At 32.7% G+C, this 15,750-nt stretch carries 17 protein-coding genes; 16 read left to right on the plus strand and 1 reads right to left on the minus strand.

Annotation, left to right across the window (positions count from 1 at the left end):
* Positions 1-71: 71 nt before the first annotated feature.
* The 6 genes from ACYUJ6_RS07100 to ACYUJ6_RS07125 all read left to right on the plus strand — a co-directional run bounded on the left by ACYUJ6_RS07100 (position 72) and on the right by ACYUJ6_RS07125 (position 6,023).
* Positions 72-1,643: an ABC transporter substrate-binding protein gene (locus ACYUJ6_RS07100; protein WP_461845130.1), complete on the plus strand. Its 1,572-nt coding sequence runs from the start codon at positions 72-74 to the stop codon at positions 1,641-1,643.
* Between the two features lie 90 nt (positions 1,644-1,733).
* Entirely contained in the window at positions 1,734-2,738 is a 1,005-nt protein-coding gene (locus tag ACYUJ6_RS07105; RefSeq protein ID WP_461845131.1) for an ABC transporter permease, read from the plus strand.
* 11 nt (positions 2,739-2,749) lie between these two features.
* Complete coding sequence (locus tag ACYUJ6_RS07110; protein ID WP_461845132.1) at positions 2,750-3,634, plus strand: ABC transporter permease; 885 nt, start codon at positions 2,750-2,752, stop codon at positions 3,632-3,634.
* Between the two features lie 12 nt (positions 3,635-3,646).
* Complete coding sequence (locus tag ACYUJ6_RS07115; protein WP_461845133.1) at positions 3,647-4,603, plus strand: ABC transporter ATP-binding protein; 957 nt, start codon at positions 3,647-3,649, stop codon at positions 4,601-4,603.
* Complete coding sequence (locus tag ACYUJ6_RS07120; RefSeq protein ID WP_461845134.1) at positions 4,603-5,355, plus strand: ABC transporter ATP-binding protein; 753 nt, start codon at positions 4,603-4,605, stop codon at positions 5,353-5,355. Before ACYUJ6_RS07115 ends, ACYUJ6_RS07120 begins: the two co-directional genes overlap by 1 nt.
* 161 nt (positions 5,356-5,516) lie before the next feature.
* A complete protein-coding gene (locus ACYUJ6_RS07125; protein ID WP_461845135.1) occupies positions 5,517-6,023 on the plus strand; it encodes a dipeptidase in 507 nt (168 codons plus the stop codon).
* Between the two features lie 196 nt (positions 6,024-6,219).
* Here the strand turns inward: ACYUJ6_RS07125 and ACYUJ6_RS07130 are convergent, their stop codons facing one another.
* The gene (locus ACYUJ6_RS07130; protein WP_461845136.1) at positions 6,220-7,611 is read right to left on the minus strand and encodes a transposase; all 1,392 of its coding nucleotides are present in this window, start codon (positions 7,609-7,611) and stop codon (positions 6,220-6,222) included.
* Between the two features lie 302 nt (positions 7,612-7,913).
* On the opposite strand from ACYUJ6_RS07130, the gene rimP reads away from it, so the two are divergent.
* The 10 genes from rimP (at position 7,914) to rpsO (ending at position 15,735) form a co-directional block, all read left to right on the plus strand.
* The gene (gene rimP / locus ACYUJ6_RS07135; protein WP_461845465.1) at positions 7,914-8,399 is read left to right on the plus strand and encodes a ribosome maturation factor RimP; all 486 of its coding nucleotides are present in this window, start codon (positions 7,914-7,916) and stop codon (positions 8,397-8,399) included.
* A 17-nt stretch (positions 8,400-8,416) separates the two neighbouring features.
* Entirely contained in the window at positions 8,417-9,514 is a 1,098-nt protein-coding gene (gene nusA, locus ACYUJ6_RS07140; protein WP_461845137.1) for a transcription termination factor NusA, read from the plus strand.
* Between the two features lie 22 nt (positions 9,515-9,536).
* A complete protein-coding gene (gene rnpM / locus ACYUJ6_RS07145; RefSeq protein ID WP_461845138.1) occupies positions 9,537-9,806 on the plus strand; it encodes an RNase P modulator RnpM in 270 nt (89 codons plus the stop codon).
* Positions 9,796-10,113 carry a ribosomal L7Ae/L30e/S12e/Gadd45 family protein gene (locus ACYUJ6_RS07150; protein WP_461845139.1) on the plus strand — a complete coding sequence of 106 codons (318 nt, stop codon included), beginning with the start codon at positions 9,796-9,798 and terminating at the stop codon, positions 10,111-10,113. The genes rnpM and ACYUJ6_RS07150 overlap by 11 nt, the downstream gene beginning before the upstream one ends.
* A gap of 17 nt (positions 10,114-10,130) precedes the next feature.
* A complete protein-coding gene (gene infB, locus ACYUJ6_RS07155; RefSeq protein ID WP_461845140.1) occupies positions 10,131-12,206 on the plus strand; it encodes a translation initiation factor IF-2 in 2,076 nt (691 codons plus the stop codon).
* A gap of 17 nt (positions 12,207-12,223) precedes the next feature.
* Positions 12,224-12,589 (plus strand): 30S ribosome-binding factor RbfA, encoded by a 366-nt coding sequence (rbfA, locus tag ACYUJ6_RS07160; protein ID WP_369703511.1) that lies wholly within the window; start codon positions 12,224-12,226, stop codon positions 12,587-12,589.
* Complete coding sequence (locus ACYUJ6_RS07165; RefSeq protein ID WP_461845141.1) at positions 12,576-13,538, plus strand: DHH family phosphoesterase; 963 nt, start codon at positions 12,576-12,578, stop codon at positions 13,536-13,538. Before rbfA ends, ACYUJ6_RS07165 begins: the two co-directional genes overlap by 14 nt.
* A complete protein-coding gene (gene truB / locus ACYUJ6_RS07170) occupies positions 13,538-14,416 on the plus strand; it encodes a tRNA pseudouridine(55) synthase TruB (protein WP_461845142.1) in 879 nt (292 codons plus the stop codon). The genes ACYUJ6_RS07165 and truB overlap by 1 nt, the downstream gene beginning before the upstream one ends.
* A gap of 2 nt (positions 14,417-14,418) precedes the next feature.
* Complete coding sequence (locus ACYUJ6_RS07175; RefSeq protein WP_461845143.1) at positions 14,419-15,336, plus strand: bifunctional riboflavin kinase/FAD synthetase; 918 nt, start codon at positions 14,419-14,421, stop codon at positions 15,334-15,336.
* A 135-nt stretch (positions 15,337-15,471) separates the two neighbouring features.
* Positions 15,472-15,735: a 30S ribosomal protein S15 gene (rpsO, locus tag ACYUJ6_RS07180; RefSeq protein WP_369703514.1), complete on the plus strand. Its 264-nt coding sequence runs from the start codon at positions 15,472-15,474 to the stop codon at positions 15,733-15,735.
* The last annotated feature ends 15 nt before the right edge of the window (positions 15,736-15,750 follow it).

Genomic DNA, 15,750 nt, shown 5'->3' on the forward strand with positions numbered 1-15,750 from the left:
ATTTAAAAAATATGCGGTTATATTATAAAATTTAAATAATGCAAAAAAAATAAATTCACAGGGGGCTAAAAATGTATAAGAAATTTTGTGCAATTCTTGTAGGAGTCTGTTTATCTTTATCAGCAGCTGGGTGTGGAAATACAAATTCTTCAAGTGATGCAAATGGATCTAGTTCAGCAGATAAGGGTAAGTTGACTATTGCTATTAATGGTGACATGGGAACTTTAGATCCAGCAGGTACCATGGATAATATGGCGGTTAAAATAACTTATCCTACATATGAGAGGTTAGTTGAATTTAATGGTGCATCTACAGATGTAAAACCTGGGCTTGCAACTAAATGGGAAACAAGCAGTGACGGACTTACATGGACTTTTCATTTAGCAAAAGGACACAAATTCGCAGATGGAACTGAAGTTGATTCTCAAGCTGTAAAATTTTCTTTTGAAAGAATACTTGATGTTAAGAAGGGGCCAGCTGATACTTATAAAGTAATACAAACTATAAATACACCGGATAAGTATACAGTTCAGTTTGTTTTAAACAGTGCTTTTCCACAATTTTTGTCTACACTTGCTACTAACTATGGTGGAATAGTTAATCCTAAAGTAATGGCCCATGAACAAAATGGTGATAAGGCTCAAACTTATTTATCTAATCATACAGATGGAAGTGGACCTTATCAACTTACAGAATGGAAAAAAGGTTCTTATATACATCTTTCTTTAAATCCTAATTATTCTAAAAAACCAACTTTAAAGAATGTATATTTTAAATTGGTTTCAGATGCTTCGGCAGCTAGGCTGGAACTTGAAAAGGGTGATGTTGATATTGCAGAAGGAATAGATATTGATCAGATTGATAAACTTAAGAGTAATCAAAATATTTCAATTGTAAAGAAACCAAGTTTGTTAGTTGATTATGTATATTTAAATTGTACAAAAGGTAATGCTGCACTTCAAGATCCAAAAGTAAGACAAGCCATAAGCTATGCTGTTGATTACAATTCCATAATAAGCAAAGTTATGCAGAGTTATGCTTCTCCAATAGCGAGTCCTGTACCAAAAGGGTTATGGGGATATAATCCATCTGCCTTTAAATATACTAAAAATGTACAAAAAGCAAAATCCTTGTTAAAGGAAGCAGGAGTGGGCAATGTTCAACTTACATTACTTTATTCAGATAGATTTCCTAACTGGGAACAGGAAGCTTTGATATTACAGAGTAATTTAAAAGACATTGGAATAACTTTGAATTTAAGCAAAGTAGCTTATGCAACTATGAGAGATATGCTGGATTCAGGAAAATTTGATCTGGCAATGGGCGTTTGGAGTCCAGATTATGCGGACCCATATATGTTTATGAACTATTGGTTTGATTCAAAGGACCAGGGTCTTGCAGGAAATAGAGCCTTTTATATTAATCCTACAGTAGATGATTTAATCAGAAAAGCAGCTTCTATAACTGATAGATCTCAACGTACGGAACTATATAATCAAGCACAGAAAATAGTTATAAATGATGCACCATATGTTTATTTATATCAAAAGCAATTTATACTACCAATGAATAAAAATGTAAAGGGATTTGTTTACAATCCAATGCTGGAGGGAATATATAATTTGGCAGATATGAGTAAATAGAAAATAAAATAACTTATCCTATTTTAAAGGGATAAGTTATTTTAAAATTTTGGACATAATGTTTAATTTAGTCTATATAGGAGGAAATATATGAAGAAAATTATTATTAAAAGACTTTTATTAATGATATTAGTTATTTTTGGAGTTAGCTTAATAGTATTCCTTTTATCTCATGTAATTCCAGGGGATCCCGCCAGAATGATGGCTGGACAGAGAGCTTCGCAGGATACTCTTATTAATATCAGAAAACAACTTGGATTAGACAAGCCTTTGATAGTTCAATATTTTATTTATATGAAAGGTCTTTTATCCGGGGACTTCGGTGTATCAATAAGAACACAGCAGCCAGTTATATCAGATATTGCAACATATTTTCCGGCTACCTTGGAATTAGTTTTATATGCATTTTTAATAGCTCTTATAGTGGGAATTCCATTAGGTGTTTTAACAAGTTTAAAGCAAAATACAATAACTGATTATTTGGGGAGAATCTTCTGTATAGGAGGAGTTTCCATTCCAGCATTTTGGGGAGGAATTATTTTAATACTCATATTTTATTCAAAGTTAAATTTACTTCCTTCTTCAGGACGATTATCATTAGGTGTAGTTTTTAATACTAAAATAACTGGCCTTATAACAATAGATAGTTTACTTACTGGAAACTTTGCAGTATTTAAAGATAGCTTGAGGCATCTTATACTGCCTGCAATTGTTTTATCTTATGCACAGCTTGCAACAATTACGAGACAAGTTAGATCCAGCATGATTGAAGTACTAAATGAAGAATATATAAAGACTGCTAGAGCAAATGGTATAAAAGAAAAGTGCCTAATTGTGTCTTATGCACTTAGAAATGCATTAGTTCCTACAATAACTGTAGTTGGATTATCACTTGGAGGACTTTTAGGCGGGGCAGTAGTAACAGAGACTGTCTTTAACTGGCCTGGAATGGGTAAATATGTGGTTGATTCAATAGCATTTCTAGATTTCCAATCCATAATGGGATTTACCATCGTAGTTGTCATAGGTTATGTTCTTATAAACTTGATAGTTGATATTTTATACATGTTTTTGAATCCGCAGACTAGAGAATAGGAGGAATACTTATGAACTTAGAGATAGAAGCCAATAGTAATATCTTAAAGAAAAAAAGTAAAAATAACAGTATTATTCTTTATAAGATAAAAAAGAATCCAATGACTATATTGGGATTTGCCATAATAATAATAATGGCACTTCTGGCTATTTTTGCACCTTATATAACAAGTTATGATCCTACAAAAATGAATATACTGGATAGATTTCAGGCTCCAAGTATGAAACATTTATTCGGAACAGATGAAGTTGGACGTGATATTTTAACCAGGATTATTTATGGAACTCGAATATCTCTAACTACAGGAATAAGTGTAGTTGTTGCTGCAGGATTTATAGGTGCTTTTATAGGGTCAGTATGTGGATATTTTGGCGGGTATGTAGACCAAATAATAATGAGATTAATGGACATGGTTCTAGCATTCCCAACTCTTATACTTGCAATGGTTATAGCTGCAATATTAGGTTCTAGCTTATTTAACGTTATGCTTGCCATTGCTATAGTAAAAATTCCTGTATATGTTAGATTATCCAGAGGTGAAGCACTCATTCTAAAAAACAACCTATATGTAAAAGCGGCTAGTACCTTTGGGTTATCTAATATATATATAATATTTAGGCACATTATTCCAAATGCCATAACTCCTATAATTATTCAAATTACTTTAGATTTAGGAGATACTATTTTACTTGTAGCAACACTAGGCTTCTTGGGACTTGGAGCAAAGCCGCCAACTCCAGAATGGGGAACTATGATAAGCACAGGATTTAAGTATATGCTTGAACAATGGTGGTATCCTACTTTCCCTGGATTTGCAGTTTTTTTAGCTTCAACTGGTTTTAATCTAATAGGAGATGGTCTAAGAGATGTACTTGATCCTAAATCTTTGAGATAGGAGGAAAATGCTTTGTTAAATGTAGAAAACTTATCTATATCTTTTGATACTTTTGAAGGGAGAATCCATGTACTTGACAACGTATCTTTTTCTGTAAATAAAGGCGAGATACTTGCCATAGTAGGAGAATCTGGATCAGGTAAATCTGTTTCAGCCTATTCTGTGCTAGGACTTTTGGATAAAAATTCCAATATAGAAAATGGACAAGTGTTATTTGAAAATAATGATCTTTTAAAATTAAAAGGAAAAGAGATACAGGAATATAGAGGTAAAAAAATAGGTATGGTCTTTCAAGAACCTATGACAGCCCTTCATCCTACAATGAAGGTTGGAAAACAAATCTTAAATGTAATAATACAAAATTCAGGAGTAACAAAGGAAAAAGCAACAGAAATAATGCTTAAGAATTTAAGGGATGTTCATTTTGATAATCCAGAATATATAGCCAATAAATATCCATTTGAACTTTCAGGAGGTATGAGACAAAGAATAGTTATTTCTCTTGCCATGTGTAATGAACCTAAACTTTTAATTGCGGATGAACCTACTACTGCCCTGGATGTAACTATACAAGCTGAAATATTAAATTTGATGAAGGAACTTGTAAAGAAAAGAAATACTGCTGTTTTATTAATTACACATGACTTTAGTGTAGTAAGAGCTGTAAGTGATAAAGTTTGCGTAATGTATGGTGGTAAAGTACTTGAAAGAGGATATACGAAAGATGTATTAGAAAAACCAGAGCATCCATATACACAGGCGCTTCTAAATGCGCTTCCAGATAAAGTTGATCCCAATATAAGGCTTCAAGAAATAAAGGGAGAAGTACCTGATCTTAGATGCAGACCTAAGGGATGTATATTTGCTTCCAGATGCCTTTTTAAAACCGATAGATGCTTGAAAGAGGCTCCGCCGCAAAAAAAAGCTTCAGAGGATCATGTCTTTTATTGCTGGGAGGTTGATAAGTGATGGAAACTATTTTAGAAATTAAAAATTTAAAAAAGGTGTTTGGCAAGTTTTCTGCATTGAAAGGAGTTTCTTTTAAATTAAATAAAGGTGAGACTTTTGGACTAGTTGGTGAATCAGGATCTGGTAAATCCACTATTGCCAATATAATAGTAGGAATACATTCGCCTTCATCAGGTAATGTGATTTTTAAAGATAGAGAACTATGGAAAAACAATAAATACAATTGTGGTGAGTATGGAAAAATTCAAATTGTATTTCAAGATCCTCGCTCTTCACTTGATCCTAGAATGACTATAAAGAGTATAATTTTAGAACCGCTTTTAGCGCTGCCGAAATCAATTAGGCAGGAAAAAGCATCCAGGCAAAACCTTGCAAAACTTATAAAGAGTGTTGGACTTCAAGAACAGCATTTAGATAGATATCCCCATGAGTTTTCTGGCGGACAAAGACAGAGAATAGCTGTTGCCAGAGCTATAATTACAGAGCCAGAAGTTATAATTCTAGATGAACCTACTTCTGCGCTGGATGTATCTGTTCAAGCACAGATTTTAAATTTATTAAAGGACATTCAAAAAGAAACAAATATGACTTATTTGTTTATTTCGCATAATATGGCTGTTGTCAAGTATATAAGCAGCAGGGTAGGAGTTTTGTATAAAGGGAAATTTGTTGAAATGGGAAACTCGCAAGAAGTATTTAAGTGCCCTGAACATGATTATACAAAAAGATTGATTTCTAGTATATTGGAGTAAAAATTATTACAGCTAACTTGAAGGTAAATTGCAATGAAAGCTTTTGATGCACATTCGGATATATTTACAGATGTCACTGTGAAAGGATTAAAAGGTGAAAAAGATATTATAAAAAATTATCATATGGATAAATTAAAAAAGGGCATGTAGGAGCCTCTATTTTGGGAATATGGATTGAACCACTTTATTTTGATAAGGATTGTACATGGGGAATGCTTCAGATCATGGGTGCTGTTTCGGAAGAAATAGAGGATATAAATGAATGTGACGGCATTGTATATAACCTATGTAATTCTTCCAGGAATTTGAAAGATGATCAGATTAAAGCTATAGGTGGGAGAAATGGTGTTATAGGAGTTAATTCCTGGGTGGATTTTGTAGACAAGAATAGACCATCTGCTGAAAAACTGGCAAATCATATAGATTATATAGTGAACTTGATTGGAATAGATCATGTGGGCTTTGGGTTTGAGTTTGGAGATTATATAGATCTCCAAACTCTTTCCTCATTTCAAGAAGAAAATTATGTAAAAACTCCAGGAATTGAAGATGCTTCTAGGATACCTAATTTATTAAACATTTTAAAAAAAAGGGGATATAATAATGAGGATTTGGAAAGAATATCTTATAAGAACATGGAACGTGTAGTCCAAAATGTGTTAACCTGATATAAAGTGATTCTTAGGTTCCTCAGCTGAAGCTTGCTTATAAGGAATGTTTTTGTATCTGAATCCTAGAAGAATTCAAGTTCCTATCTACCGCTTTACGAAGCTGTGGATGTTGGAAAAGGGGAGCTTTCAGATGACTTATAGATAATTTTTCTTGAACTTCAATTCGTAATTTGGGTGTAGCCCTCCAACCCTGCTATACTAGAGCCAAGGTTGGATCAAGAAGTTTCCTTACTTCTGCGGAACAACCAGCATACAACTGAATAAATTCAATAAAGGAAAATACACCAAAATATTGACCAGAATATATTATAACGGATTTTTGCTTATCTTCTTTATAGTTCTTAATAGCTACTGGGAGGGACTTGCCTGAATACTTACTTCCCTCCTGCATATTTTTAAACACTTGAAAATACATATAGCCAATAAGTGTCATGACTATATGAAAAGTTATAAAATTGTATTTTGTACTCTTAAAGTCTTCTAATTTCCAAAAGTCCTTTATTTGCCTATAATCTTCCTCTATTTCTGGCCTTAATTCATAAATATTTATTATTTGTTTTGCAGTTTTATTTGTGTCTGTAGTTAAAAACACGTAATATTCATCATCTTTTTTATCATGCACAACACAGGCACATAAATCAACATCACTGCTGGATTTATCACTTTGCCACATCAAGCCTAAGTGTTTAACCAGGTGTATTTCTTGAGTTTTTCGTTTTTTATTAGGATGTTTCTGCCATTTGTTTTCGAGGACAGCTATTTTTACAGCTTCTTCGTATATTGTCATGCTCTTTTTTGCAGGTATATATGTATCTACACCTTTTTCGAGTTTTAACGAATTTATAACATCACGTGAAATAAATCCCCTGTCATTTATGAGAATATCACCCTTCTTTAAACATTTACTGTTTAAAAGCATATATCTACAAAGCTCTAAATCATGAGGTTTAATAGAGTCAAAAACTATTTCTTCAATAATGCCTGAATCATCCATGAGTCCCCGCAAAGTTCCAAGTTTGTAACCACGTACAGATTCTCCATCAATTTTTATAACTTCTGAATTTTCATAATTTGCATTATCTAAGTTTACCTTTATTTTAGTACAATCAAGAATATGTATTGAGGGAGATATATTAAGAGATGGAAGTACAACATTTTGAGTGTAGTGATTATAGGATTTTATGAATTCATTTTTTTCAGTAGATCCATATTTGTCAATTAAGTTTCTCATAACGCCTTCGGCAAATAAACCTTCTTCAAGATTTCTATCTGTATCCCACATATTCCATCCAAGTTCTGATAATAATTCACAATCAGTTACAGCAAAAGCAACATCAGTCAAGCTAGTTTTAAGTTTCATCTTGGCTGTAATTGCTAATGCAATAAGTATATCAAAAGGAATATGTTTATTTTGCTTTCTTTTATCTTTAAAGCTTTCAGCTAACTTGCTTATAAGTCCAATATTTTTCATTTTTAAAATTATTGTATCTATAAGGTTAGGAAAATTTACATCAGCAGCATCGATGTTTCCTGATTTTATGGATTCTAATACTTTGTTTTTATCATTTTTGCTTAATTGTAACATGTAAAATATCTCCTTTAATTATTATTACTTCAGATATTATAATTCTATAAAGAGTTTTAAAATCATTTTTTTCAAGCAAATATTATAGCACTTATTTTTAAATATTTTCATATTACTTATTGAAGTTCTTGAAATAGGAAGTACAGTATGTTAAAATGAAAGAGGTAAATCTACAGAAGTTAGTATGACACATAGGAGTGGGTTTGAACCCGCTCTTTCTATTTGTAAAAAACGCAGCGAAAGTTGCGTTTTTAAATTATAAACAACTAAATAACATTTTTCTAAAATATTATATGATATGTATGAATAAAGGAGGATTTAAAGTGAGAGGAAGTGCCTTAACAAAGAAAATACTGGAACTTGTAAAACCTATAGTTTATGATTTGAATTATGAGCTGTATCATTTGGAATTAAAAAAAGAGGGAAAAAACAACTACCTGAGAATATATATAGATAAAGAAGAGGGAAATATATCATTTCAAGATTGTGAAAATGTGAGCAGGGCAGTTAGTGACGTACTAGATAAAGAGGATCCAATAAAAGATTCTTATTATTTGGAGGTCTCATCGCCGGGTATTGAAAGAACACTTTATACAGATGAACATTTAAAAAGGTATATTGGATATAATGTAACGGTGAGTATATTGGGACTTTTGAAGGGTAAGAAAAAATATGAGGGAAAGCTTTTGGAATTTGATAAAGAACAATTAAAAATTAATTGTAAGGATGAGAATGTTATTATTCCCAGAGAGAAAATTTCTGCTGTAAATTTAAAAGGTGATGTTTAGGGGAGGTATATTTTAAAATGAATAAGGAGTTTATAGAAGCCTTAAGAGAAATAGTAAAGGAAAAAGGAATAAGCGAAGATTTATTGTTTACAACTATAGAGGATGCGTTGGTTGCAGCCTATAAAAAGAATTATATGGGACATGGAGTAAGCAATCAGAATGTTAAGGTTACTATGAATAGGGAGAATGGAGAAATTCATGTGTATTCTCAAAAAAGTGTAGTAGAAGAAGTAAATGATGAAGTTGCTGAAATAAATTTGGAGGATGCAAAACAATTGGATCCACACTATAATATAGGTGATGTAGTGAATATAGAGGTCACTCCAAGAAAGTTTGGAAGAGTGGCTGCTCAGGCGGCAAAGCAGGTGGTTATTCAAAGAATAAAAGAAGAGGAAAGAAGACTTATATACAGTGATTTTGCAGAAAAAGAAGAGGATATGATAACGGGTACTGTTATAAGAAAAGATAAAAACAATGTACTTATTGACCTTGGGAAAATAGAAGCTGTACTCGGGCCTAATGAGCAAATGCCTGGTGAAAAGTATAACTTTAATGATAAACTAAAATTATATATTGTAGAAGTCAAAAACACTACAAAAGGAGCTCAAATTGTAATATCAAGAACTCATCCAGGGCTTATAAAAAGATTGTTTGAACTTGAAGTACCTGAAATATTTGATGGAACTGTTGATATAAAGTCCATAGCAAGAGAAGCGGGATTCAGAACAAAAATTGCAGTACATTCCAGTGATGAAAATGTAGATCCTATGGGTGCCTGTGTAGGACCAAAGGGAATAAGGGTTCAAAGTATAGTGAACGAGCTGAAAAACGAAAAAATAGATATAATAAAATGGAGTAAACTTCCCGAAGAGTATATAGCCAATGCACTCAGTCCTGCTAAAGTTCTGGATGTGACTTTGGATGAAGATATGAAATTTGCACAAATCGTAGTGGATGACAATCAGCTGTCCTTAGCTATAGGCAAGGAAGGACAGAATGTAAGGCTGGCAGCCAAACTTACAGGATGGAAAATAGATATAAAAAGCAAATCCCAGGTAGAACCTAAAGAAGAGGAGCAGGTAGAACCTAAAGAAGAGGAGAATGAAGAAAAATAAAATTAATTAAGGTGGTGTGTATATGAAGCAGAAAAAGATTCCCAAGAGAATGTGCACAGGCTGTATGGAGATGAAACCTAAAAAAGAACTGATAAGGATAGTAAAGAGCAAAGAAGGGGAGGTTTCTATAGATCCTACTGGGAAGAAAAATGGTAGAGGTGCCTATATATGTAGAGATATTCAGTGTCTTGAGAAAGCTTTTAAAAATAAGAGGCTTCAAAAGAATCTTGAGATACAGATAGATGAAACTTTATATAACAGTTTAAAGGAACAAATAGAAAATGATAGATAAGTTTTTGCAATTTATGGGATTGACAAAGCGTGCAGGAAAGCTTGTAGAGGGATATAATATATGTGAAAATATAATAAAGAAAAATAAATTATATTTTGTGATAATGTCTAGGGACATTTCTAAAAATACCTGCAGGAAATTTTTAAATTATAGCTGCAGCTACAATGTTCCTGTGATAAAAACAGAATACAGCAAAGAGCAGCTTGGAGGTGCAATTGGATTGAAAGAAATAAATATAATAGGTGTTTCAGATAATAAAATGGGAAAAGTTCTGTTTGAACTGTGGAAAAAAAATGAGAAACTTTAGTTTCGGAGGTGAAGGATTTGTCAAAAATAAGAATTTATGAATTGGCTAAGGAATTGAATATATCCAGTAAAAAATTAATTGAACTGCTTTTGGAGGAATTCGGGGTAAAAGTAAAAAATCATATGAGTGCAGTAGAAGATGAAGATGCAGAGTTAATTAAAGAATTCATTGAGGAAAATAAAAATAAGGAGGAGGGAGATCAGGACATTAAAAATGATGATTTAACAGCTGAAAAACCTCACAAGGATATAGATAAGAGTAAAAGCAGCAGGGGTATTAATAAAACAGATGATAAGCAAGGGGAAAAAACTTTGAAAGATGGGGATTCACAGGAAATTATAGAGATAGAAGATACAATAACTGTAAAAGAGTTTTCTGAAAAAATAGGTAAACCTTCTACAGAAGTTATTAAACAGCTTATATTTATGGGCGTAATGGCAGCCATAAATCAGGAAATAGATTTTAGTACAGCGGAAAAGTTAGGCGAAAAATTTAATGTAACTGTATTGAAAAAAGAAAAGGATATAGATAAAGAAGCAGTAGAACAACAGGAAGATGAAGAAGATGAAGATACTAATTTAGAAAAAAGACCCCCTATTATAACTGTCATGGGCCATGTGGATCACGGTAAAACATCTCTCTTGGATGCTATAAGAAAATCAAAAGTGACTGCTACTGAGGCAGGAGGAATAACACAGCATATAGGTGCTTATACTGTTACTATAAATGGCGAAAAAATAACTTTTCTTGATACTCCGGGACATGAAGCATTTACTGCAATGAGGGCAAGAGGAGCTCAAATTACAGATATAGTTATTTTGGTTGTAGCAGCAGATGATGGAATAATGCCTCAGACTGCAGAGGCCATAAATCATTGTAAGGCCGCTGATGTGCCAATAGTTGTAGCTATAAATAAAATAGATACACCAGGTGCTAATGTTGATAAGGTAAAGCAGGAACTGACAGAGTATGACTTAGTACCTGAGGATTGGGGGGGGAATGTCATATGCATACCGGTATCTGCCCATACTAGAGAAGGAATTGACACATTGCTTGAAATGGTACTTTTAACAGCTGAAATGCAGGAATTAAAAGCAAATCCTCATAGAAATGCAAAGGGAACTGTAATAGAAGCAAAACTTGATAAAGGCAGAGGAGCTGTTGCTACCCTTCTTGTTCAAAATGGAACACTTCATGTGGGGGATTCTGTAATAGTGGGGAGTACTTACGGAAGAGTAAGAGCCATGTTTGATGACAAGGGAAAGAAGATTAAATCAGCAGGTCCTTCTATTCCGGTGGAGATACTTGGATTGTCTGAAGTACCGGCAGCAGGAGACAGGTTCCATGAAGTTAAAAATGAAAAAACTGCAAGGGATATAGCAGAGAAAAGGAAGCAGAAAGTAAGGGAGGAATATCTTCAATCTACTCATAAAGTTTCATTGGAGAACTTATATAATCAGATAAAAGAGGGAAAAGTAAAAGAACTGAATATAATAGTAAAAGCAGATGTACAGGGTTCTATAGAAGCACTGAAACAGTCCCTTCAAAAACTTTCTAATGAAGAGGTAAAAGTCAGGGTAATACATGGAGCGGTTGGTGCCATAACGGAAACAGATGTAACTTTGGCTTTAGCTTCAAATGCCATAATAATAGGATTTAATGTAAGGCCTGACACCAATGCACAAAATGCTGCTGAAAAGGAATCTGTGGATATAAAAACTTACAGGGTTATATATAATGCCATAGAAGATATAAAAGCTGCTATGGTGGGAATGCTGGAACCAGACTATAAGGAAGTGGTACTTGGAAAAGCTGAAATCAGACAGACTTATAAAATATCCAATGTGGGAACTATTGCAGGATGCTATATAATTCAGGGAAAAATGGTAAGAAGTTCTAAGGTCAGGATAATAAGAGATGGAATAGTTATATTTGAATCGGAGCTGGCATCTTTAAAAAGGTTTAAAGATGATGTAAAAGAAGTTGCAGAAGGATATGAATGTGGTCTTTCCATTGAAAAGTTTAATGATATAAAAGAAGGAGATATAGTTGAAGCTTACGTTATGGAAGAAGTTAAGAAAAAGGAGTTATAAATGAGAGGTGATATTTTGTGGCTAACTATAGAAGCGGAAGAATAAATGAAGAGATGAAAAAGGAAATAAGCAATATAATAAGAGACGATATAAAGGATCCCAGGGTAACTGCTATGGTCAGCGTTACAAAAGTTGATGTTACAAAAGATCAAAAATATGCCAAGGTTTACTTGAGTATCTATGGAAAAAATAAGTCAAAAGAGGAGACTCTTGAGGCACTTAAAAATTCAGAAGGATTTATAAGAAGAGAAGTGGGGCATAGGATAAAACTTAGAAATACACCGGAAATAATTATAGAACTTGACAATACCATAGAATATGGAATGCATATAGATGATATTCTTCATAAAATAAAGGAGAATGAAAAGCATGATAATGAATGATATAATCAACAAGATAAAAGATTGTAATAATATTGCAATTACTTTTCATTCTTCTCCTGATGGAGATGCACTTGGAAGCTCTTTGGCACTATTCCAGGGGTTAAAAAAAATAGGAAAAAAAGTTAAAATCCTTGCAAAAGAGGAGATATTGGAGGATTTTAAATTTTTGCCCTGCAGTGAAGAAATAGATGGCAGCAGTTTTAAAGCAGAGCCGGATACCCAATGTGTCATAGTGCTGGACTGCGGAGATGTAAAGAGAATAAATGCAGAACTGGATTTTAAACATAAGGCGTATACCATAATAAATATAGATCACCACGTAACAAATGAACTCTATGGGCATTTAAATTATGTGGATACAAATGCAGCTGCTGTAGCGGAAATAGTATATCAGATAATTAGACTTATGGGCATCGATATAGACAAAGATATGGCAAAGTGTCTTTATACAGCTATAATTACAGATAGTGGTTCTTTTAGTTACAGCAGCACCACTTCGGTAACTCATACTATAGCAGGGGATTTAATAAATACAGGTATAGATTTCAGCCAAATTCACAGGATTATTTTTGATAATAAAAAATTTGAGAAGATAAAACTTTATGGAAAAGCAATTCAAAGCATGCAGCTTATAAAAGATGAAATTTGTGTTATACAGATTACAAGTGATATGCTTTTCCAGGCTGGTATGGGAGCGGATATAGATACTTCCGATATTATAAATATAGGAATGAAAATAGATACTGTAGAAGTTGGAATCTTATTAAAACAAGTGGAGGATGGAGTAAAAGCAAGTCTTAGATCTAAATCAAGGGTGGATGTGGGAAAGGTAGCTGAAGCTTTTAATGGAGGAGGACATATAAGGGCCAGCGGACTTATGGTTTTACATAAAACTATGAATGAAGTAAAGGACATGATAGTGAAGGAAGTTGAAAAAGAGTTTATATGATGAATGGAATTTTGAATATAAATAAACCCACTGGCATTACATCTTTTGATGTGGTTAGAAAAATTAAGTCTTTGTCAAAAAACAAAAAAGTAGGTCATGCAGGTACTCTTGATCCAATTGCTTCCGGGGTGCTCCCGGTGTGCATAGGGGGAGCCACTAAGTTTGTAGACTATATAATGAAAAATGAAAAAGTATATTTGGCTGACATGAAACTTGGAGTCAGAACGGATACTTATGATAGGGAAGGTACTGTAATAGATACTTCAGATTTCAACTTAAGGGAAATGGATATAAAAAGTGTCCTTTTAAGTTTTCAGGGTGAAATAGAACAGATTCCGCCTATGTATTCTGCCATAAAAATAAAGGGAAAAAGGCTTTATGATTTAGCAAGGCAGGGTATAGAGGTGGAAAGGGAAAAAAGAAAAATTACAATATATGATATAGATATTGTGGATATAAAATTACCTCATTTAGTATTCAAGGTAAGGTGTTCAAAAGGTACTTATATAAGAAGTCTTTGTGATGATATGGGCAATAAGTTAAATTGTGGAGCTATTATGTGGGATTTAAAGAGAATATCCACGGGAAACTTTCACATTTCAGATTCCATTAATTTAAAAGATTTAAGTACTGAAAACATATCACAGCATATTGCTCCTGTAGACAATGCACTGGAACAATATTCAAAAGTCATAATTGAAGATATATATATAAAAAATGTCTTGAATGGAATCCCCATAAGGGATAAAATATTTTTAAGTAAAATATTGAAGGGGGAACTATACAGGGTTTATATACAGAAAAATAAATTTATAGGTTTGGGTATGTGTAAAACTTTTGAATTTAAAATGGTAAAGTTATATATTCGAGGTAATTAATTATGAAAATCATGGAAGACAATTTTAAAAAACATTTTATGGAGGGTACATATATAGCATTGGGAAGTTTTGACGGCCTTCATATGGGGCATATGAAACTTATAAATAAAACCATCAAGCTTGCCAGAAATAATGGGTCCAAAAGCATGGTGTTTACATTTAAAAATCACCCCCTTATGACTATAAATCCTGATTTGGCACCTAAAATTTTAATGGATAACCCTTCTAAAATAGATGTATTAAGAAATGCAGGTTTGGATATAATAAATATGGCAAACTTTAATGAAGATCTTATGAAGATATGCCCTGAGGATTTTGTCATTCATCTCTTAAATAATTATAGGGCCAAGGGATTTGTAGTTGGATTTAATTACAGGTTTGGCTATAAGAACCTGGGAGATGTAAATTTATTAAAAAAATTAAGCAGGACATATAAATTTTGTTTATATGTTATAGATTCAGTAAAATACAAGGGACAAATAGTCAGCAGTTCAATTATAAGGAACATCATAACTGATGAGGGAGATATGAAAAAAGCAAATATGCTTTTGACAAGACCTTTTATGATACAAGGCAGGATAATACATGGAAAACAGCTTGGAAGAAAATTGGGTTTTCCTACAGTGAACATGGATTATGATAAAAAATTTGTAATACCAAAAGGCGGAGTGTATTATACCAGGGTGGAATTGGATGATGGAATATTCAAGGGTATAACCAATGTAGGATATAATCCCACCACTTATGACAATAAACTGAGTATTGAAACCAATATACTGGGCTTTGACGGAAATGTATATGATAAAAATATAAAAATACATTTTATTGAAAGAATTAGGGATGAAATAAAATTCAATAGTTTAACTGAATTAGCCAATCAGTTAAAAAGGGATAAGATGTATGCAAGTAAAAAAAGTTAGCAATTAATTTAAGAAATTAATTTACAATGATAGGTTTATTTGCTATAATTACAGACGTGATCCTTATGCTAAGAATTTCGACTTGCCAACGTTGTTCTTGGAATAAAGGGGATTAACAATTGGAGGTGTAACAAAATGGAAAAGGCATTTAAAGAAGAAATAATGAAGAAATATGCTAGACATGAAGGAGATACTGGATCTCCAGAAGTGCAGATAGCACTGCTTACCGAGAGAATAAATCATCTAAATGAACATTTAAAGATTCATAAAAAGGATCATCACTCTAGAAGAGGTCTTTTAATGATGGTTGGTAAGAGAAGGGGTCTTCTTAATTACTTAATTAAGCAGGATATTGAAAGATATCGTACTATTATTAAGGCATTAAATTTAAGAAAATAATCTTTGAGAGCGGGC

Source organism: Clostridium sp. JNZ X4-2 (assembly GCF_054889485.1).

Coding starts and splice junctions, on each gene's coding strand:
- rimP (WP_461845465.1), top strand. CDS start 7,914: ATGAATAAAGGAGGATTTAAAGTGAGAGGAAGTGCCTTAACAAAGAAA.
- rnpM (WP_461845138.1), top strand. CDS start 9,537: ATGAAGCAGAAAAAGATTCCCAAGAGAATGTGCACAGGCTGTATGGAG.
- ACYUJ6_RS07130 (WP_461845136.1), bottom strand. CDS start 7,611: ATGTTACAATTAAGCAAAAATGATAAAAACAAAGTATTAGAATCCATA.
- ACYUJ6_RS07120 (WP_461845134.1), top strand. CDS start 4,603: ATGGAAACTATTTTAGAAATTAAAAATTTAAAAAAGGTGTTTGGCAAG.
- ACYUJ6_RS07105 (WP_461845131.1), top strand. CDS start 1,734: ATGAAGAAAATTATTATTAAAAGACTTTTATTAATGATATTAGTTATT.
- truB (WP_461845142.1), top strand. CDS start 13,538: ATGAATGGAATTTTGAATATAAATAAACCCACTGGCATTACATCTTTT.
- nusA (WP_461845137.1), top strand. CDS start 8,417: ATGAATAAGGAGTTTATAGAAGCCTTAAGAGAAATAGTAAAGGAAAAA.
- ACYUJ6_RS07175 (WP_461845143.1), top strand. CDS start 14,419: ATGAAAATCATGGAAGACAATTTTAAAAAACATTTTATGGAGGGTACA.
- ACYUJ6_RS07165 (WP_461845141.1), top strand. CDS start 12,576: ATGATAATGAATGATATAATCAACAAGATAAAAGATTGTAATAATATT.
- rpsO (WP_369703514.1), top strand. CDS start 15,472: ATGGAAAAGGCATTTAAAGAAGAAATAATGAAGAAATATGCTAGACAT.
- ACYUJ6_RS07150 (WP_461845139.1), top strand. CDS start 9,796: ATGATAGATAAGTTTTTGCAATTTATGGGATTGACAAAGCGTGCAGGA.
- ACYUJ6_RS07110 (WP_461845132.1), top strand. CDS start 2,750: ATGAACTTAGAGATAGAAGCCAATAGTAATATCTTAAAGAAAAAAAGT.
- ACYUJ6_RS07100 (WP_461845130.1), top strand. CDS start 72: ATGTATAAGAAATTTTGTGCAATTCTTGTAGGAGTCTGTTTATCTTTA.